Origin of the sequence: Streptomyces angustmyceticus (genome assembly GCF_040701845.1) — a bacterium.
GTDB classification, from domain to species: Bacteria; Actinomycetota; Actinomycetes; order Streptomycetales; family Streptomycetaceae; genus Streptomyces; species Streptomyces angustmyceticus_A.
Window position 1 is genome coordinate 229518 of the sequence record NZ_JBFBHQ010000001.1, and the last position, 19441, is coordinate 248958.

The 19441-nt window shown below is 72.6% G+C and carries 17 protein-coding genes; 12 read left to right on the plus strand and 5 right to left on the minus strand.

Annotated elements, in window-relative coordinates:
• Positions 1-190: 190 nt before the first annotated feature.
• Positions 191-538: a DUF1330 domain-containing protein gene (locus AB0411_RS00960; RefSeq protein WP_366415046.1), complete on the minus strand. Its 348-nt coding sequence runs from the start codon at positions 536-538 to the stop codon at positions 191-193.
• A gap of 398 nt (positions 539-936) precedes the next feature.
• Between AB0411_RS00960 and AB0411_RS00965 the strand changes: the two genes are divergently transcribed.
• The 3 genes from AB0411_RS00965 to AB0411_RS00975 all read left to right on the plus strand — a co-directional run bounded on the left by AB0411_RS00965 (position 937) and on the right by AB0411_RS00975 (position 2357).
• Entirely contained in the window at positions 937-1278 is a 342-nt protein-coding gene (locus tag AB0411_RS00965) for a hypothetical protein (RefSeq protein WP_366415047.1), read from the plus strand.
• 13 nt (positions 1279-1291) lie between these two features.
• Positions 1292-1561, plus strand: a complete 270-nt coding sequence (locus AB0411_RS00970) for a hypothetical protein (protein ID WP_366415048.1) — start codon at positions 1292-1294, stop codon at positions 1559-1561.
• Positions 1562-1784: 223 nt separating this feature from the next.
• Complete coding sequence (locus AB0411_RS00975; protein ID WP_366415049.1) at positions 1785-2357, plus strand: hypothetical protein; 573 nt, start codon at positions 1785-1787, stop codon at positions 2355-2357.
• A gap of 36 nt (positions 2358-2393) precedes the next feature.
• Here AB0411_RS00975 and AB0411_RS00980 read toward each other — a convergent pair whose 3' ends face one another.
• Entirely contained in the window at positions 2394-3956 is a 1563-nt protein-coding gene (locus tag AB0411_RS00980; RefSeq protein WP_366415050.1) for an AMP-binding protein, read from the minus strand.
• 309 nt (positions 3957-4265) lie between these two features.
• On the opposite strand from AB0411_RS00980, the gene AB0411_RS00985 reads away from it, so the two are divergent.
• Together AB0411_RS00985 and AB0411_RS00990 are read left to right on the plus strand one after the other, a co-directional pair.
• A complete protein-coding gene (locus tag AB0411_RS00985) occupies positions 4266-6095 on the plus strand; it encodes an alpha-L-fucosidase (protein WP_366415051.1) in 1830 nt (609 codons plus the stop codon).
• 161 nt (positions 6096-6256) lie between these two features.
• Positions 6257-6832, plus strand: coding sequence for a TIGR03086 family metal-binding protein (locus AB0411_RS00990; protein WP_366415052.1), 576 nt, complete (start codon positions 6257-6259; stop codon positions 6830-6832).
• 52 nt (positions 6833-6884) lie between these two features.
• Here the strand turns inward: AB0411_RS00990 and AB0411_RS00995 are convergent, their stop codons facing one another.
• Positions 6885-7055 carry a hypothetical protein gene (locus AB0411_RS00995; RefSeq protein WP_158101079.1) on the minus strand — a complete coding sequence of 57 codons (171 nt, stop codon included), beginning with the start codon at positions 7053-7055 and terminating at the stop codon, positions 6885-6887.
• A 392-nt stretch (positions 7056-7447) separates the two neighbouring features.
• Here AB0411_RS00995 and AB0411_RS01000 point away from each other — a divergent pair, with 392 nt between their 5' ends.
• Entirely contained in the window at positions 7448-8872 is a 1425-nt protein-coding gene (locus tag AB0411_RS01000; RefSeq protein ID WP_366415053.1) for a lipase maturation factor family protein, read from the plus strand.
• Here AB0411_RS01000 and AB0411_RS01005 read toward each other — a convergent pair.
• Positions 8766-9854, minus strand: coding sequence for a tetratricopeptide repeat protein (locus AB0411_RS01005; RefSeq protein WP_366415602.1), 1089 nt, complete (start codon positions 9852-9854; stop codon positions 8766-8768). The two genes, AB0411_RS01000 and AB0411_RS01005, sit on opposite strands and share 107 nt — an antisense overlap.
• A 302-nt stretch (positions 9855-10156) precedes the next feature.
• Here AB0411_RS01005 and AB0411_RS01010 point away from each other — a divergent pair, with 302 nt between their 5' ends.
• Both AB0411_RS01010 and AB0411_RS01015 read left to right on the plus strand, forming a co-directional pair.
• The gene (locus AB0411_RS01010; RefSeq protein ID WP_366415054.1) at positions 10157-11359 is read left to right on the plus strand and encodes a lactonase family protein; all 1203 of its coding nucleotides are present in this window, start codon (positions 10157-10159) and stop codon (positions 11357-11359) included.
• A gap of 90 nt (positions 11360-11449) precedes the next feature.
• A complete protein-coding gene (locus AB0411_RS01015) occupies positions 11450-12883 on the plus strand; it encodes an amino acid permease (protein WP_366415055.1) in 1434 nt (477 codons plus the stop codon).
• Positions 12884-13042: 159 nt separating this feature from the next.
• Here the strand turns inward: AB0411_RS01015 and AB0411_RS01020 are convergent, their stop codons facing one another.
• Positions 13043-13840, minus strand: coding sequence for a PaaX family transcriptional regulator C-terminal domain-containing protein (locus AB0411_RS01020; protein WP_366415056.1), 798 nt, complete (start codon positions 13838-13840; stop codon positions 13043-13045).
• Positions 13841-13918: 78 nt separating this feature from the next.
• Here AB0411_RS01020 and AB0411_RS01025 point away from each other — a divergent pair, with 78 nt between their 5' ends.
• From AB0411_RS01025 to AB0411_RS01040, 4 genes are all read left to right on the plus strand, one after another.
• Positions 13919-15577: an acyl-CoA dehydrogenase family protein gene (locus tag AB0411_RS01025; protein WP_366415057.1), complete on the plus strand. Its 1659-nt coding sequence runs from the start codon at positions 13919-13921 to the stop codon at positions 15575-15577.
• Positions 15577-16353 carry a crotonase/enoyl-CoA hydratase family protein gene (locus AB0411_RS01030; RefSeq protein WP_366415058.1) on the plus strand — a complete coding sequence of 259 codons (777 nt, stop codon included), beginning with the start codon at positions 15577-15579 and terminating at the stop codon, positions 16351-16353. The genes AB0411_RS01025 and AB0411_RS01030 overlap by 1 nt, the downstream gene beginning before the upstream one ends.
• Before the next feature lie 153 nt (positions 16354-16506).
• Positions 16507-17016: a DUF1990 family protein gene (locus tag AB0411_RS01035; RefSeq protein ID WP_366415059.1), complete on the plus strand. Its 510-nt coding sequence runs from the start codon at positions 16507-16509 to the stop codon at positions 17014-17016.
• A gap of 234 nt (positions 17017-17250) precedes the next feature.
• Positions 17251-18474 carry a metallophosphoesterase gene (locus AB0411_RS01040; protein ID WP_366415060.1) on the plus strand — a complete coding sequence of 408 codons (1224 nt, stop codon included), beginning with the start codon at positions 17251-17253 and terminating at the stop codon, positions 18472-18474.
• The last annotated feature ends 967 nt before the right edge of the window (positions 18475-19441 follow it).

Sequence of the window (19441 nt, forward strand, 5' to 3'; positions counted from 1 at the left end):
GGGCGGCTGCCCCCCGAACCCTGTGAAAGCGGTTTCACCTGCGCTGTTGGTGAAACTTTAGCGGGGGAGCAGGACGCCGGTCAGGCCGGTACGCAGTTTTCGCCCGCTTCGTACGGGGCCGCGCCGGCCACCGTCACGGACCGGCCACGGGCGCACCCCGGCCGCCGCGGGCACACCGCCTCCTGGGACGTCATCCGGCTGCCGCCGCCTCCCGCACCTTCGCCGCCGTCCCGGCCGGGTCGTAACCATCGGGCACCCCGGGCACCAGCACCACATCGCCCTCGATGTGCCGCGTACGCAACGGCAGGATCTCCGCATAGGCAGGCGATCCGTACCACCCCCGCGCCCGAGCCAGATCAGGAAACCCGATGACGACAACGAAACCGGGCCACCTGCCCTCGACCACCTCCACCTCGGCGCCGTGCACGAGAAACCGCCCACCGAACGGATCCAGGGTCGGCTGGATCCTCTCCATGTACTCGATGACCTCCGGATGCGGCACGGCGGGCCGAAGGTGCGCAATGGCGTACGCGGTCATGGGGCTGCCCTTCCTGCGGGGGTGGCTGGTGCGTCGGTCTCCACTTCCACCTCCACGTTTCCAGGCGGGGCGGTACGGGGCGATTACCTCCGGGGTAAGGCGCCTCTGGGCGGGGGCCGGGGAAGAGGAGGGCGAGGGCGCACCGTGACCGGGAGACCGGGCCCGTCACCGGTTGGGCCGCGAGAGCCGGTCAGCGGCTGTGTACCGGCGCTGGAGCCTCGACGAACCGGGCGCAATCCGTGTTCTCCAGCGTCAGCCGGACCCCGGTGGAAAGCGTCACGCGTGCCCCACAGGTAGCTGCATGCGTTACGGATCCGACACGAAGACAACTTGTTGCTCGCTCAACCTTCACACTTCCCTCACAATGGCCATGTCGTGCAGTCAACTTGGGGGAAACCATGACCTATAGCCCGAACCCGTACGTCAACTCGCCGTTCACCCCGGCCCGGCCGCGTATGTTCGGCTCGACCCTCGCCCAGGTGATCTGGACGCTCGTGCCACTGGTCAGTTTCAGTCTGTTCGCCGCAGTGCCGTTCGTCGTGGCCGCCGTGAAGGGCGTCATCAAGCCGTGGCTGGCGGCCGTCTACGTGGTGGTCGAGGTCGGCATCTTCGTCTTCTCCACCGCCGTGTCCGGCAATGACCCGAAGAACTGGACCGGGCTGCTGCTCGTTCTTCTGATGGTTGTCGCGACGACGCACACCGCTTTGCTCGACAGCGAGAAGATCCACATCGGCAAGTAGCCACGAAAGGAACATGCCCATGCGGCTGCGCTGGCGCATCCCGTTTCCCGGCCCGTTGTCCATCGGCGGCAGCATTCCACTGAGCGGCGGACGGCGGCGCAGCAACGGCGGCGGAGCCGGCTGCGTCACCGCGCCGTTCATGTTGCTGTGGTGGTGCCTCGTCTTCGAGGTGTGGGCGGGTTGGTGGCTCCTCAAGCCGGTCTACATCGTCGGGGTGCTGGTGCACCGGAAAGCAACGGGGCGGTACACACCGATCTGGCGCAGTCGCGACGGCTGGTGGTGACCGACGGGCAGCCGAGACGAGCGACGAGACTCAGGCCGCGCCGCCGAGCGCCGGGCTATGGAACGGCCAACACGCCGGGCCCACCGGGCGCGAGGCCGCGGGCCCTGCCCACGTGGGCGGCAAGCCGCCAGATCACGGGTGAGGCACGCATGGTGGCCTGGCCCTGAGTCCAAGCGAAACACCAAAGCCGGATAGCGCCTCGTGAGTTCAAAGGAACCATGACGTGGACGAAACAACTGAAGTCACCTCCGAGATGCCGCCGATGCCGCCAGTCCCGCCGTCTTCGCCCTCCTCCACGCGCAGGCGTCCCGTGATCGGGGCGATCGTGGGGGCCATGATCATCGCGGCGATCTCCTCCGGCACCACCGCAATGCTCCTCTCCGGCTCTGGCGGCGAGGCCGCGGCCCCCAAGTCAACGTCGGCCACGTCGGCGCATGCGGCGCCCTCCGAGGGCCCCACAGAGTCGACCGAAGAGGCCGAGGAGACCTACAACGACAGCCCCACATTGAATGACTTCGCGCTGTTCATGAAAACCACGAAGAAGCAGTGCTTCGGCAGTGCCGGGTGCAACATCACGGTGGAACCGAACCTGTCGTATGTCAGCGCAACGTCACTGGACCCGAAGAAGACCCTCTCCATCACCTACGAGATCGACGGCGACGAGAGTGGACCCGTCATCCAGACGATGGAGCTGTCCGACCGAGACCAGCTCACCTACGACTCGGTCTCCCTTACCACCGCCGGCCGTTCGACGAAGGTGACCGCCAAGATCACCGACGTCACCGTGTCCTCATAGGCGTACGGTCCGGGCGGAAGCAGCAGGACAACCCCCTCAGATCCGCCCCTCCCGCCCCGCCCAGTACGGGTCCCTCAGCTGCCGCTTGAAGAGCTTTCCCGACTCGTCGCGGGGCAGGAGTTCTTCGAAGACGACGGCGCGGGGGACCTTGTAGCCGGCGAGGCGTTCGGCGACATGGGTGCGGACCTGCTCGGCGCTGAGGAGTACGCCGGGTTCGGTTTGGAGATGGGCGGCGAGGACCTCGCCGAATTCCTCGTCGGGGATGCCGAAGACCGCCACGTCGCGGACGCCGTCGAGGGCGAGCAGGCAGCCTTCGATCTCCGCGGGGTAGATGTTGACGCCGCCGGAGATGACCATGTCGTTCCGGCGGTCGCTGAGGTAGAGGTAGCCGTCGGTGTCGAGGTGGCCGATGTCCCCTATGGTGACGTATCCGGGCAGGCCGGGGGTTTCCATGGCGGCGCGCCGGTCCGGGTCGCCGAGGTAGGTGAAGCGGGGCCAGCCGTCGCCCGGTTTGAGGTAGATGTCGCCGGTGGCGCCGGCCGGCAGCGGCTCCTTGCCGGGGCCGAGGACCGCGACGTCGCTGGTGTCGGTGGCGCGTCCGACGGTGCCGGGGTGGGCCAGCCACTCCGCGCTGTCGCACCAGGTCACGGCGCCCGTCTCGCTGCCGCCGTAGTACTCCCGCAGCACCGGTCCCAGCCAGTCGATCATGGCGTGTTTGACGTGCGGCGGACAGGGCGCCGCGGCGTGCACGACGGAGGTGAGCGAGGACAGGTCGTAGCGCTCGCGCACGTCCTTGGGCAGGCGCAGCAGCCGGACGAACATCGTGGGCACGACCTGCACCTGCTCGATGCGGTGGTGGGCGATCAGCCGCAGGAACTCCTCGGCGTCGAAGCGCGGCATGAGGGTGATGTCCAGGCCGGCCGCGAGGGCGAGGACGGCGTGCTGGCTGGGAGAGGCGTGGTAGAGCGGGGCGGGGATGAGGGTGCGTCCGCCGGGGGCGACGGCGAAGCGCTCCAGGAACAGCCGTACCCCTTCGTCGAGTTGCTCGGGGGTGACGGGTTCGCGCAGCACGCCCTTGGGCAGCCCGGTGGTTCCCGAGCTGTAGATGACGGTGGGGGGCCGTTCCCCGGCGGGCCCGTCCAGCGGGGCGTGCTCCTCCAGCCACGGGTCCAGCAGCGGGTGCTCTCCGGTGACGGGCGGGACGCCGATCCCGCAGGCGGCCGCGACACCGGCGGGGACGGCGGCCTCGACGATCCGTACGCCGTCGGGGAGCACGGCGGTCACCGCTTCCAGCAGGTCGCTGTGCGCGAAGACGACCTTGCTGCCGCTGTCGGTGAGCACATGCCGCAGGTCGTCGTGGCGGAAGTGCCAGTTGACGGGGACCGCCGAGGCGCCCAGCAGGGCGGCCCCGGCGGTGATCTCCAGGTGGGCGGGCTCGTTGCGCATCACGACCGCGATCCGGTCGCCGGGCTCGACTCCCGCCGCACGCAGTCCGGTGGCGATCCGCGCCGCACGGTCGAGGAAGGACGGATAGTCGCGTTCATGACCCGCGCAGCGAATGGCCGGGGCGCCGGCGGCGGGCGGGACGACGGCTTCCATGGTGCCTCCAGTGAGTGCGACCGGAGGGCTCATTGAACCGGCAAGTGCGCGGAGACGCCAGGGTGCTGATGCCGCGTCAGCGATCTCCGGCCATAGGAGGCGGCGCGGCTCCGACCGCTCCCCCGAGGCCGCACTGAGATCCGAGGTTTCCGTCCTCTCACCCCGCTCTCACCCCCAACTCCCGGCCACTTTCCGCCCGGTGCTCCGATGTTTGTCGCGTCCTGGGTCTTCCGGTCCCGGAGCCGGAGCTGCACCATGCGGGATGGCACAGGAGGCACGTACGTGACCAACTGACCCGAGGAGCGAGCGATGCACAGCCGCACCAGACCGTTCCGGCTGCTGGGACTCATGGGGGTGCTGGGCACCCTGCTGCTGGCCGCCGGCGGCCCCGTGGCCGCCGCGAAGCCCCCGCCGCGGCCCGCCGCGGGACCCGGGACCAACCACGCCACCGACGATCCCTTCACCTCGTCGCGCACCGCGTGGTGGCGCCAGGACCGGTTCGGGATGTTCATCCACTTCGGCGCGTACTCGAACCTGGAGGGCGAGTACACCCGGCCCGACGGCACGGTGTGCCGCAACGCGGAGTGGATCAAGCGCGAGTGCCGGATCCCGGACGAGGAGTACGAGAAGCAGGCCGCCGCCTTCAACCCGTCCGCCTTCGACGCCGAGGCGATCGTCCGGGCGGCCAAGGACGCCGGGCAGCGCTACCTCGTCATCACGTCCAAGCACCACGACGGCTATGCGATGTGGCCGACCCGGCAGAACACCTGGAACCTGCGCGACCACTCCTCCTTCGACCCGCACCGCGACATCCTCGCCGAGCTGAAGAAGGCCGCCGACGCCGCCGGGATCAAACTCGGCTTCTACTACTCGATCTGGGACTGGCACGACCCGGACTTCGCCGACCCGGCGACCTTCCCGCGCTACAAGAAGCGGATGTACGCCCAGCTCAAGGAACTCGTCGAGCACTATGACCCGGCGCTGTTGTGGTTCGACGGGGAGTGGGACACGGACAACCCCACCAACCGCTGGTCCCGCCGGGACGGCGCCGATCTCCAGGCGTATCTGCACGGCCTCGACCCCCGCCTGATCGTCAACAACCGGGTCGGCAAGCGCGATGTGGTCGACGGCGACTTCGGCACCCCTGAACAGGAGATCCCCGCGGAGCCGGTCGACGGGCAGCTGTGGGAGAGCTGTATGACGCTCAACGACCACTGGGGCTTCGCCCGGTACGACACCCACTGGAAGCCGGCGGCGACCGTGGTGCGCAACCTGCTGGAGGTGACGAGCCGCGGCGGCAACTACCTGCTCAACGTGGGCCCCGACAAATACGGGCGCATCCCGCAGCCGTCCGTCGACCGGCTGCGCGAGACCGGCCGGTGGCTGGCCGCGCACGGCCAGGGCGATGCGGTCTACGGGGCCGGGCACACGGGGCTGGTGGCGGACCCGCCCTGGGGGACGGTCTCCCGGCGGGGCGACGTCCTGTACGCCGCGGTCACCTCCTGGCCGGCCGCCGGCGCGCCCCTGCACCTCACCGCCAAGGGGCGGTTCGAGATCACCGCGGCCCGGGTGCTGGGCAGCTCCCAGCAGGTCACGGTCGCCCGCGCCGGTGACGGCTTCGATCTCACCCCGTCCGGGGGCGCCCCCGGGCCGCTCGCCGGCGTCATCCGGCTCACCATCGAACCGCCCGCCGCGGCACCCGCCGGCACCGGCACCGGGCTGACGGCACAGAGCTGGGCGAACGACTCCTTCAGCGGGCCGCCCGCGGTGACCACCGTCGATCCGACGGTGAACAAGGCCTACCGCTTCGACGGATCGCCGCACCCGTCGATCCCCGCCGACCACTTCAGCACCCGCTGGACCGGCACCGTCCAGCCGCGCTTCGACGAGACCTACACCTTCACCACCGTCTCCGACGACACCGTGCGACTGTGGATCGACGGCAAGCCGGTGATCGACAGCACCACCCCGCACGGCCCCAAGGTCGACAAGGGGACCGTCACCCTACGGGCCGGCCACCGGCACAGCATCCGGATCGACTACACGGAACGGACCGGCGAGGCCCATATGAAGCTGCTCTGGTCCAGCCCGAGCCAGCCCCAGCAGATCGTGCCGAGGCGCCGGCTCTACGCCGAGTGACCACGGCCGCGGCGTGCCGACCGGCGGGCGGGCAGGAAGGCGGCAAGACCCCCGCCCCCGGTTGGGCCGTTCGGGTCACCGCAGGGCCGGGGACGGGCTTCCCGGGGCACCGGGCGTGCGCCGGAGCGCCGTTGTCCGTGCCCGCTCCTAGTCTCGGCAGCATGGACAACGACGAGATCCTGCGGACCCACGGCGAGGCCCTGGCGCTCTTCGGGAGCCGGGTGCATGCGATCCGCGCCGACCAGTGGGGCGCCCCGACACCGTGTGCGCAGTGGTCGGTGCGCGATCTGGTGAACCACCTCACCGCCGAGCAGTTGTGGGTGCCCCGCCTGGTGCGGGACGGCGCGACGGTCGCCGAGGTGGGGGCGGAGTACGACGGCGATCTGCTCGGGGAGGATCCGGCCGGGGTCTGGGACCGCGCGGCGGTGGCCGCCGTGGCGGCGTTCACGGAGCGCGGGGCGCTGGACCGCACGGTCCGGCTCTCGTACGGCCCCGGCCCGGCCGGCGCCTACTGCACCCAGATGACGGCCGACGCCGTGGTGCACGCCTGGGACCTGTCCCGTGCGATCGGCGCCGAGGAGCGACTGCCGGGGCACCTCGCGCGGGCGGCGCTGCGCGAGGTGGAGCCGTACGCCGCCGGGCTCGGTGCCTCGGGGCTGTTCGCTCCCGCGGTGGAGCCGCCGGCGGACGCCGACGACCTCACCCGGCTGCTGTGCCTGCTCGGGCGCCGGCCCTGACCCAGGAAAAGAAAGCCCACGGGTCAGGGCCGGTGCCCGAGTGATCGGTGATTCAGTCGATGCCGCGGAAGATATACGGCTCGGCGGGATCGTCATCGCAGCCGGCGAGGCGCACGGGGGCGCAGCGGTCCCAGATTTCCAGATTGCGGACTTCCTTGATCCGTCCGGGCCGCTCACCCTGCTTCAAACGGGGCTGCTTGTGTTGAGCCTTGTGCAATGCCACCACGCGCTCCTTCATCAGAGGTATTGGTCCGACGCGGTGGCGCCTTGTTCACAAACCGGGAGGTCGGCCAAGGTTTGTGGCGTTCCCGCGACGGGCCAATGGTGTTGGCGTCTCCCAGAAAGGTCGTCCGTCGCCCCTCAGAGTAACGACGCCGCACTCCGCGCGCTCGGCGTTTTGACGCCGCGATGACACCTCATCGGAAGGTGCGGATACGACCCCGCTCAGCGACGGGGAATTCGGGTCGGATATGTGACGCACATCACTCACTCCAATGGCCCTCAGGTTGCTGCATTCGCCCCGTTCCCTACGCTTGAAGAGTGAGCGGTGGATCCGCTCCGGGTCGCCGCGTGCCGCGGTGCGGCGTACGCGACGGCAGTGCTACCCATGGGCGGGTGGCATGGTTCTCGGATTCCGGTTACTGGCTGGGGCGGCTGGTCTTCCAGCGCGTGCTGGCCGTCCTCTACCTGGTCGCGTTCCTCGCGGCGGCCCGGCAGTTCCGGGCGCTCATCGGCGCGGGCGGCATGCTGCCGGTGCCCGCGTTCGTGGCGCGGGTGCCGTTCCGGGCGGCGCCCTCGGTCTTCCACTGGCGGTTCTCGGACCGCTTCTTCGCCCTCTGGTCCTGGAGCGGGGCGCTGCTGGCCGCCGCGGTCGCGGCGGGGGCCGCGGATGCCGTGCCGCTGTGGGCGGCGATGGTGCTCTGGGCCGTGCTGTGGGCGATGTACCTGTCCATCGTGAACGTCGGACAGACCTGGTACAGCTTCGGCTGGGAGTCGCTGCTGCTGGAGGCGGGCTCCCTCGCGGTGTTCCTCGGGAACACCGCGATCGCTCCCCCGGTGCCGGTCATGTGGCTGCTGCGCTGGCTGCTGTTCCGGGTGGAGTTCGGGGCCGGGCTGATCAAGATGCGCGGCGACCACTGCTGGCGGGACCTGACCTGCCTGTACTACCACCACGAGACCCAGCCGATGCCCGGCCCGTTGAGCTGGTTCTTCCACCATCTGCCGGGGCCCCTCCACCGGGTCGAGGTGGCCGCCAACCATGTCGCCCAACTCGCCGTACCCGTGCTGCTGTTCACCCCGCAGCCGATCGCCGGATGGGCCGCGGTGGCCATGGTCGTCACCCAGTTGTGGCTGGTGCTGTCCGGCAACTTCGCCTGGCTGAACTGGGTGACCATCGCGCTCGCCCTGTCGGCCGCGGCCCCGCTGTGGGGCGGGCCGGCCGCGCCGCTGCCCGCGCCCCCCGTGTGGTTCGAGGTCCTGGCCCTCGCCGCCACGGCCGGGGTCCTCGCCCTCAGCTACCGCCCCGCGCGCAATCTGCTGACCCGGCAGCAGATGATGAACACGTCCTACGAGTCGCTGCATCTGGTCAATTCGTACGGCGCATTCGGGAGTATCACGCGGGTGCGCCGGGAGATCGTCGTGGAGGGGACCGCGGACGCGGTGACCGGGCCGGAAACCACCTGGCTGCCGTACGAATTCCGCGGCAAGCCGGGCGAGGTCCGGCGGCTGCCGCGGCAATTCGCGCCGTATCACCTCCGGCTGGACTGGCTGATGTGGTTCGCCGCGCTGTCCCCGGCCTATGCGCGGTCGTGGTTCGTGCCGTTCGTCGCACGGCTGCTGGAGAACGACCGGGACACGCTGCGGCTGTTGCACCGCAATCCGTTCCCCGATCTGCCGCCGGCCCGGATCAGGGCACGGGTGTTCCGTTACCGGTTCACGACCTGGCGGGAACTGCGGGAGACCCGGGCGTGGTGGCATCGCACCGAGGAGCGGGAGTTTCTGGCGCCGGTGGCGCGGTCAGCTCTGCACGGAAGGCGATGACCATGTCGCGGGCGTGGCGCAGTCCGATGCGGGTGAAGTCGGCTTCCAGTGCGGCGAGTTCGGCCAGTGTCTCGTCCCGGTCGCGGCCGAGGCGGGAGCGGGACTTGGCCAGGCCGAGCCGGGAGAGCGCCTCCCCGCGGGGCTCCTGCATCTCGCGGAACTCCCCCAGCGCGAGGATGTACATCTCGCGCGCCGACTCGTAACGGCCCGCGCGGAAGAAGACGTTGGCGCGCATCTTGTGGTTGTACGCGAGCGCGCTGGCCAGGTCCATCGTGCGGCAGATGGCCTCCGCCTCGGACAGCAGGGTGAGCGCCCGCTCCGTCTCGCCCTGCACGGACAGGACGTCGGCGACGCCGCGCAGCGACCAGGCGCGGCCGCGGAAGTCGTCCGCCTCGGCGGCGATGCGGGCGGATTCCTCGAAGAGCTCCAGGGCCTTGTCGTAGCCGCCGGTGTTGCGGTGCATCTGGGCTATGCCGGACATCGCCCAGACCATGTGCCGGGCCTCGCCGTGCGCCCGGCCCTGTGCGAGCAGCTGCTCGTGGAGTTCGGCGACCGCTTCGTAGTCGCCCTGTATGCGGCCGGTCTCGGCGAGGCCGGCGAGGGAGTAGCCGTGGGCGAGACGGTCGCCGCTGCCGTCGGCCAGCGTCACGGCGTGGGTGAGCAGCCGGCGGGCGAGCGGCAGGGACCCGCACTGGCGGGCCAGGGTGCCGCCGCTCCACAGCGCCCAGGCCATGGCGCCCCGGTCACCGGCGCTGCGGCCGCTGCGGTAGCTCTGCCGCCAGGCGTCGCCCGCCTGCGTCACCCGGCCGAGCCGCCGGTTGGCCTCGGCGACCGCGAGCGCGGCCCGGGACCGCTCCAGGGCTGTGCCGGCTTCGGCGTGCGCGCGGCTCGCCGTCGCCAGCACCTCCTCGTAAGAGGAGTTCACGCCCAGTGCCGTGCCCAACTCGCCCTGGTATTCCGGGGCGAATGCCTTGCCGTACATAGATATCCGTGGCCTCTCGGTCATCTCGGTTCCTTGATCAACAAACTACGAGCCGCAGGGGGTGCGGCGAATCCGCCCGCGTATGGGTTGTGCTGTACGACTCGAGTGCTACGCGAGGGGGTCATGGTCATCACGGGGATGTACGGGATCGTCAGGGTTACCCGAGCCGGCCCGGGGTCCGTCCCCGGCGCGGCACCCCGCGCCGGACGCGTGCGTCACTTGCCGCGGCGCGCGGGAGGAGCCACCCTGCTGGCACGACCTCCCGATCACGGACCACCGACCGCCGAACACCGAGGTGTGGGATGAGCGCAGCGCGTACGGGACCGCAGACCGGGCCGTGGATCGGCCGCAGACGCTTCCTCGGCGTCGCGGCGGGGCTGGCCGCGGCGGGCGGGGCGGGGCAGCTGACGGGGGACCCGGCGCCCGCGCCCGCCGACCGGCACGCTCCTGAGCACCGCCCGCGGCGCGACCGGCCGCTCTTCCTGGGGACGTACACCTCGGCCCCGGGCGGCGGCACCGGCGTCGGCTTCGGGACGTACGACACCACGACCGGCCGGATCACCGCCACCGGCAGCGTGGCGGGCGTCGCCGACCCCTCCTACCTCGCCCTGGCGCCGTCCGGCCGCACCCTCTACGCGGTCGACGAGCAGCAGCAGGGCGGGGTCACCGCGATGGCGCTGCCGCCGGACGGGCCGCCCAGGCCGCTGGGCACCCGCTCCACGGGCGGCGCCGGCCCCTGTCATCTGTCGGTGCACCCCGGCGGCCGCTGGCTGCTCAGCGCCAACTACCTCTCGGGCAGCGTCGCCGTGCACCCGGTCGACCGCGCCACCGGCGCCCTGGGCGAGCGCACGCACCTGGTCACGCACTCCCACCCGCCGCCCGGCCCCGGCCAGGACGGCCCGCACGCCCACCAGATCGTCACCGCCCCGGACGGCCGCCATGTGCTGGCCGTCGACCTCGGCAACGACACCGTCTACACCTACCGGCTGGACGAGTCGGCCGGCGCACTCACCGAGGTGTCGTACGCGACGCTGCGGCCCGGCGCCGGTCCCCGGCATCTGACGTTCCACCCGTCGGGCGCCTTCGCCTACCTGGCGAACGAGGTCGACAACACGGTCGTGGTCTGCCGCTACGACCGGCGCAGCGGGCGGCTGACGCCCGGTGCGCCGCAATCCACCGGGACCGGCCCCGGCACCAGCTATCCGGCGCAGTTCCTGGTCACCCGCGGGGGCCGCTTCGCCTACCTCGCCAACCGCGGTCACGACAGCCTCACCCGCTATGCCGTGGAAGCGGCCGGGGCGCGGCTGCGGCTGCTGGACACCGTGCCGGTGGGCGGGGACTTCCCTCGGCAGATCGCCTTCTCGCCGGACCAGCGGTGGCTGTTCGCGGCGAACCAGAAGTCGGGGTCGGTGACGGTGTTCGCGGTGGACGCCCGCACCGGGGCGCTCCGGCGCACGGGCGAGCCGTTCGCGGCGCCGGTCCCGGTGTGCGTCCTGCCGCTGTGAGCACGGGCACGGCCCGCCGCGGCACGCGCCCCGGACGCCGACACACTGCCGCAACACGGCTGCATGGTTGGCCGGTTAGCGTCGCCTGCCATGAGCACGGGAACGGTACGGGACGACGGCACGACACGGACCGGGGCGGCGACGGGGCCGGCCGGTCTGCGGCAGGGGCTGCAACGCCGCCATATGCAGCTGATCGCGCTGGGCGGGGTCATCGGGGCCGGGCTGTTCGTCGGCAGCGGGGTGGTCATCCGGTCCGCCGGTCCGGCCGCCGTGCTGTCCTTCCTGGCGGCCGGTGCGCTGACCGTACTGATCATGCGGATGCTGGCCGAGATGACGGTCGCCCGCCCGGCGCTGGGGTCCTTCTACGCCCATGTCCGCGAGACCCTGGGGCTCCGTGCGGGGTTCACGGTCGGCTGGCTGTACTGGTACTTCTTTGTGATCGTGGTCGCCGTCGAGGCGGTGGCCGGCGGCCGGATCGTCCAGCTGTGGCTGCCCGGCGCACCGTTGTGGGCGGTCAGCCTGGTGCTGATGACGCTGCTGACCGCGACCAACCTGGTCTCCGCCCGCTCCTACGGTGAGTTCGAGTACTGGTTCTCGTCCGTCAAGGTCCTGGCGATCGTGGTGTTCCTCTTCCTCGGCGCCCTGTTCGTGCTGGGCCTGTGGCCGCACTCCCCCGGCGGGCTGGGCAATCTGACCGCCCACGGCGGGTTCGCGCCCGAGGGCGTCGGCGCGGTGCTGGCGGCCGTCGTGCCCTGCATCGGGTTCTTCACCGGCGCGGAGATCGTCACGATCGCGGCCGCCGAGTCGGCCGAGCCGGAGCGGGCGGTGGCGGACGCGATCCGTTCGATCGTGCTGCGGGTGGTGGCCTTCTACGTGCTGTCGGTCTTCCTCGTCGTCGCGGTGGTGCCGTGGACGTCGAGGGCGATCGAGGTGAGTCCGTACGCGGCGGTGCTGGACCGGCTCGCGGTGCCCGCGGCCGGTACGGTCATGAACGCCCTGGTGCTGATCGCCGTGCTGTCCTGCCTGAACTCCGCGCTCTACACGTCCTCCCGGATGCTGTTCGCGCTCACCCGGCACGGGGACGCGCCCCGTGGCTTCACCGCGGTCAGCGAGAGCGGGGTGCCGCGCCGGGCGCTGCTGGCCGGGACCTCGGTCGGCTATCTGTCGGTCGTCGCCGCCTGGATCTCGCCCGATGTCGTCTTCGAGTTCCTGATCAACTCCTACGGCGCGATCGCCCTGTTCGTCTATCTGGCGATCGCCGTCGCGCAGGTGCGGATGCGGCGGAAGCTGGAGCGCACCGAGCCGGAGCGGCTGACGCTGAAGATGTGGCTGTTCCCGTGGTTGAGCTGGGTGACCGTGGCGCTGATGGCGTCGGTGATCGGTGCGATGGCGTTCCTGCCGGACAGCCGCGCGCAGTTCTGGCTGAGCCTGCTGACGGTGGCCGTGGTGCTGGCCGGCTACGAGGTGCGCCGCAGGAAGGGCCCGGCCGCCGCGCCGCGGACGCCGGACGGGCCGGGAGCGTGACGGGCTGACGGCTGGGGGTCCGGCGGGCTGACGGCTCGGGGTCCGATGGCCTGACGGTTCGGTGCCGGGCGGCCCGGCGGCCCGGCGGCCCGGCGGTGCGGCGGCCCGGCGGTGCGGCGGCCCGGCGGTGCGGCGGCTTCCCGGCCGGACCCGAGGAGGTCACCCGGTCGGCCGGGCGGTCTCCCCGTCGGCCAGGTACTGCCGCAGCAGCGTGCGCAGCTCGGTCTCGAACTCCGCGTATTTCCGGCGCAGTCGGTCGCCGGGCCAGTCGTCGGGCAGCAGCCCGGCGGGCAGCAGCGGGTCGGCGAGGAGATGGCGGAGCGCGGCCGCCGCGATGGTGAAGCGGTCCGCGGGGGCGCCGGCGCGGTCGAGTGCGTCGGTCAGGGCGTCGGCGTGGCGCGCCCAGCCGGTCAGGTCCCACAGCCGGGCGGCGAGCGCGGCCGGGTCGCCGTCCGGGGTGCCGGTGAGCCAGGTGCACTGCGCGGTGACGACGGCGGGGCGGGACCGGTCGAGGTTGGCGGGGCGCAGCCAGCTGCCCTCGCGGAGTTCGGCCAGCCGCAGCGCGGCCATCGCCTGGCGCAGCGCGGTGCGCTCGGCCGGGGTGCGGCCTTCCGCCGTGGCGACCACGGCGATCTCCCAGTCCCCGTCCCAGTGCCGCGTCCGCGGTGCGCGGCTCTCGTCCTGCCGGGCCTGGCGCGCCAGGAGGCGGGTGGTGAGGGCGTACGAGCCGTCGGCCTGGTGCAGGTCGCCGGCGGCCACCATGCGGGAGAGGGCGACCCGGACGGTGCCCTCGGCGATGCCGAAGAGCTCGCCGACCCGTACCAGGGCGCGGGCGGGCAGCCGCGGCGGGTGATGGCCGAGGAGGGTGCTCAGCACGATCGAGCGTGCGGTGAGCGGCCGCAGCGCGAGGGCGGCGGCCCCGGTGCGGTCGGGAGTGCCGGTGTCGTCGTCGTTCATATGTGCACGAAATCCTAGCGAGCCGGGCAGGGGCATTACAGTCTTCCCACGGCTGTTCTGATTCTGTAACGTCAGGGTATGACCGTCACCCATGAAGTCGTGAATCAGGCCCCGCCGCTGACCGGGTTCAGCGCGGCGGACGAGCCGGCCCTCCTGGAGGCGCTGGTCCGGGACGGCGCCGAGTGGGGCACCGGGGAAGTGGCGGAGCTGGGCGCGCTGGCCGGTTCCGCCGCGGTACAGGACCAGGCGCGCTGGGCGGAGGAGCAGCCGCCCCGGCTGCACACCCATGACCGGTTCGGGCACCGCATCGACGAGGTCGCCTTCCACCCGGCCTGGCACCAGCTGATGACCGTCGCGGTGGAGCACGGTCTGCACGCCGCGCCCTGGGCCGACGACCGCCCCGGGGCGCATCTGGTGCGCGCCGCGAAGTTCTACGTCTGGTCGCAGGCCGAGGCGGGGCACGGCTGCCCGGTCTCGATGACGTACGCCGCCGTCCCCGCGCTGCGCGCCGCACCGGAACTCGCCGCGCAGTACGAGCCGTTGCTCGCGGCCCGCAGCTACGACTTCGGGCTGCGGGCGCCGCTGACCAAGTCGGGCCTGATCGCGGGCATGTCGATGACGGAGAAGCAGGGCGGCTCCGACGTACGGGCCAACACCACCCGCGCGGTGCCGGCCGGCGACGGCAGCTACCGCCTCACCGGCCACAAGTGGTTCACCTCGGCGCCGATGAGCGATGTCTTCCTGGCGCTGGCGCAGACCGAGGAGGGGCTCGGCTGCTTCCTGGTGCCGCGGGTGCTGCCGGACGGCACCCTCAACGGCATGCGGCTGATGCGGCTCAAGGACAAGCTGGGCAACCGCTCGAACGCGTCCTCCGAGATCGAGTACGACGAGGCGGTGGCCTGGCCGGTGGGCGAGCCGGGCCGCGGGGTGCGGACGATCGTCGAGATGGTGAACATGACCCGGCTGGACTGTGTGCTGGGGTCGGCGGCCGGGATGCGGGCGGGGCTGCGGCAGGCGCTGCACCACACCGCGCACCGGCAGGCCTTCGGGCGGAAGCTGGACCGGCAGCCGCTGATGCGCTCGGTGCTCGCCGATCTGGCGGTCGAGTCGGAGGCGGCGACGCTGCTGGGGATGCGGCTGGCGAGCGCGGTGGACCGGTCGCAGGCCGGGGACGCCGGGGAGACGGCGCTGCGGCGGCTGGCGCTGGCGGCCGGGAAGTACTGGGTGTGCAAGCGGGGCAGCACCCACGCCGCGGAGGCGCTGGAGTGCCTGGGCGGCAATGGCTACGTCGAGGACTCCGGTATGCCGCGGCTCTACCGGGAGGCGCCGCTGCTGTCCATCTGGGAGGGCTCGGGGAACGTCGCCGCGCTCGATGTGCTGCGGGCGCTGGGCAAGGAGCCCGCCGCGCTGGAGGCGTTCCTCGCGGAGGTGGAGACCGCGGCGGGTGCCGACCGCCGGCTGGACGCGGCGGTGGCCGGGGTCCGCAAGATGCTCGGCGGGCTCGGCGATCCGGAGCGGGCGCAGCTGATGGCGCGGTCGCTGGCGGAACGGCTGGCGCTGGTGCTGCAGGGGTCATTGCTGGTGCGGTACAGCCACCCGGCGGTCGCCGACGCGTTCTGCGCCTCGCGGCTCGACGGCGAGTGGGGCAATGCCTTCGGCACCCTGCCGGCCGGCGCGGACTTGGCCGCGATCCTGGAACGCAGCCGCCCGGCGGCCGCGGCCGGGAGCGGGGCCTGATGTCCGTACGGGTGGAGCGCGCGGGGCCGGTGACCACGGTGGTGCTGTCCCGGCCGGCGTCGCGCAATGCGGTGGACGGCGCGACGGCCGCCCGGCTCGCCGACGCCTTCCGGGAGTTCGACGCCGACGACGGTGCCCGGGTCGCGGTGCTGTGGGGCGAGGGCGGCACGTTCTGCTCCGGCGCCGACCTGAAGGCGATCGGCACCGAGCGCGGCAACCGGGTGGCGCCGGACGGGGACGGGCCGATGGGACCGACCCGGATGCGGCTCGGCAAGCCGGTGATCGCGGCGGTCGCCGGCCATGCGGTGGCCGGCGGACTGGAGCTGGCGCTGTGGTGCGATCTGCGGGTGGCGGAGGAGGACGCCGTCTTCGGGGTGTTCTGCCGGCGCTGGGGAGTGCCGCTGGTCGACGGCGGCACGGTGCGGCTGCCGCGGCTGATCGGCGCGAGCCGGGCGATGGACCTGGTGCTGACGGGGCGTCCGGTCGCGGCCGCCGAGGCGCTGGACATCGGCCTCGTCCACCGCGTGGTGCCGGCCGGGACGGCTCGCGCGGAGGCCGAGCTGCTGGCGGCGGAGATCGCCCGCTTCCCGCAGGCGTGCCTGCGCAGCGACCGCGCCTCCCTGCTGGACCAGGAGGGCAGGGACGAGCGGTCGGCGCTGGCCGCGGAGCTCCGGCACGGCCAGGGGGTGCTGGCCGAGTCGAGGGAGGGCGCGGCCCGGTTCGCCGCGGGAGCGGGACGGCACGGGGCACCGGACGGCGGCCCGGACGCCCCTTAGGGACCGTCCCCCAGGGCCCTCCCCCAGGGCCGTCCCCCCTCAGGGACCGCCGGCGGGCTCCGCGGGCGGGCGGGGTGCGTCCGCGGGCGGAGGCGATCGCTTACGGTTCTCCGGACACCCTCGCCTCCCTTGCCCGCCCGAGGAGCGCATCCCATGAGCGATCTGAACTACCCCGAGCGGGGCGGCACTCGGCACTCCCCGCTGCCGGCCGGCTACCACCACCTCCATGAGGAGCTGCCGCTCGGCCACGGCAGGGCGGTTCTGGCCGCGGCCGGCGAGGCGATCACCACCTTCCGGATGCACCGCGCGGCCGGCACCCGCATCCGGGCCGGCGCGCCGCGGGCCGCGCCGGGCGTGGGCGTCGAGGTCTCGCTGGGTCTCGGCCCGCTGCGGCTGCGGGCGCCGTGCACCGTGGTGTGGACGGTGGACGAGGCGGACCGCATCGGCTTCGGCTACGGGGCCCGGGAGGGCCATCCCGAGTGCGGCGAGGAGGCGTTCGTCGCCGAGCTGCGCGGTGACGGCTCGGTGTGGTTCACCGTGACCGCCTTCAGCCGCCCCGCGCGAGCGCTCACCCGCCTCGCCGGCCCGCTGGTCCCCGTCTTCCAGCGCCAGTACGTCCGCCATCTCGGCCGGACGCTCCGCCGCCTCGCGAACCCCCGGTGACGGCGGCGGGCCACACCGGCAGCGACCGGCCCGCCGGACGGGCACGAGCGACGGAACGGGTGCCGCCGGCGCACGCCGTCGCCGCCCGGTCCGGCGATCCGCTCACCGTCCGACGACCCCTGGAACACGCTTTGTTACCGATGCGTAGCGGCGTGGCGTGCGATCGCCGGACGTCCACCCCGGCTTCATCATTTCGTCACCATCACCTCTGTCGATCGTGAAAGAAATCCAGGCATGTGTGAAGACGAACTGATCCCGCCGCAGGCGGACATGACCGAGCAGGAGTGGCTGCGGACCGGATCGGCGGCGACGGCCGGGGGGCCGCCGCCGCGTACGACGGGGCGCGTGCCGCAGTGGGTGAACCGGCGGACGCTGCTGGGCGGCGCCATGGCCGGTGCGGCGCTCGCGGTGCTGCCCTCGCCGGGCCAGTCGCCCGCGTCCGCCGCGCCCCGCCGCCAGGGCCCGGGAGCCTTCCCGTTCCCCGAACACCCCAACGGCAAGGGTGAGTTCGCGGTTCTGGTCACCGGCGACGCGGGGACCGGCGACGAGGCGCAGTACGCGGTGGCGGCGGCCGCACGGGACCTCTGCGAGGCCGAGGGCATCGACCTCGCCGTGGGGCTCGGCGACAACATCTACGAGAACGGCCCGGAGTCCGACGACGACTCGGAGTTCCAGGACAAGTTCGAGAAGCCGAACAGCGGCATCGACGTGCCGTGGCTGATGGTGCTCGGCAACCACGACTGCTCGGGCCTGATCCCCGGCAGCGGCGGCGACCCGTCGCGCGGTGACCGGGAGGTCGCCTACGCCGCCACGTCGCGGCGCTGGTACATGCCGGACCGCTACTACAGCGTGCCGCTGCCGGCCGCCGACCCGCTGGTGGAGTTCTTCGCGATCGACACCATCCCCTGGTCGTCGTACGTCGCCCAGCTCGATCCGCACTACCGGTGGGACGGGCCGTACATGCGCGAGCAGCGCAGCTGGCTGGAGGGCGCGCTGCGCGCCTCGCGGGCCCGCTGGAAGGTGGTGATCGGGCACCACCCGTACCTCAACAACGGCAAGCACGGCAGCGCCGGTTCCTACGACGGTTTCGAGATCGGGAACTACACCAGCGGCGTCCATCTGAAGGACATGTACGAGAAGGTGGTGTGCGGGCGGGCCGACCTGATCCTGTCCGGTCACGACCACACGCTGCAGATCCTGGAGCCGACGGCCCGTACGGGCGGCACCCGCCAGGTGGTGTGCGGCGCGTCGGCCAAGACGGAGGACGGGGTGGCGCACTTCGGTCACCCGGCGGCCTGGCAGAACTTCTCCGACCACGGGTTCATGGTGCTGAAGGTGTCCGGCGCGCGGCTGACCATCGACGCCTACACCGTCGATGTGGCCACGCGGAAGGCGACCCTGCGGCACCGGGCCCGCCAGACCCGTCCGGTCGCGGGGGCGGCACCGGCACACGCCTGACGGCGGGGTGGAGCCTGCGGGGCCGCGCGGTCAGCGGCAGCACCCGGCGAGGTCAGGGGCGACGGACAACCGCGCCAGGCCCGGGTCGGTCCGCCCGGCGGGCAGGTCGTCGTCGGTGTCGCCGGAGCGGGCGGGGTCGGAAGTGCCCATGGGGTTGCGGACGAAGCCGGGACCGATGCCCTTGACCGGGTCGAAGAGCCTGGTCAGCGTGGCGTCGCGGGTGGCCTCGGGGAGTGTGCCGCTGCTCTTCTGCAGCGAGGCGGCGGTGTCGGTGAAGGACGCGCTGCCGCCCTCGGAACGCTGGTGGGCCCGCGCGTCGTCGACGGTGACGCCGCCGGCCCGGCCCGGCCCGGCCCGGGACGAAGGGCAGCGGGGTCTGCTTCTCCAGCCCCTTGACGACCTGCCGGCCGCCGGGGTCGGAGGTGGTCGTGAGGTAGACCTGCATCCGCTCCGGCCCGGCGGGGTACGGGGCGGCCGTCCACACCACGACGAGCAGGGCCACGGCCGCCCCCAGCGCGCCGGTCGGGCAGCGCCGGACCGTTCGGGATCTCATGGTGGGGGTGCCTTCCCGTAGGAAGGGCGGGCCGCGGCGCCCGCCGGACGTCCGCCCCGGGGGCCGGTGGGGTCACGCCCTGCTGATGCTGCCGGCCGGTGGGGTCGCACCGGCGGTCCGGCCCGTCGGCCCGGATCGTGCACGTACCGCGTCAAGCGCCCCGCCCGGCCGGGGAGTTATCAGGGCTTGACGAGCGGATGCGAATCGGCTCGGGGGGTGCGCAGCCCGCGGCATCCGGCATCGGACAGCGCCGGACGGGTGACGGCTCCGCGGTCCCGCCGCCCCCGTCACCCGTCCTCCGTACCCCCGGACGGCGTCCGGAGTACCGGACATGCGGGGCCTGCGGCCCGCGCCTAGGGTGAGCGCATGGCCGCGTTCCGGTGGATATCGGCCCCGGTCAACGGCCCGCGACCG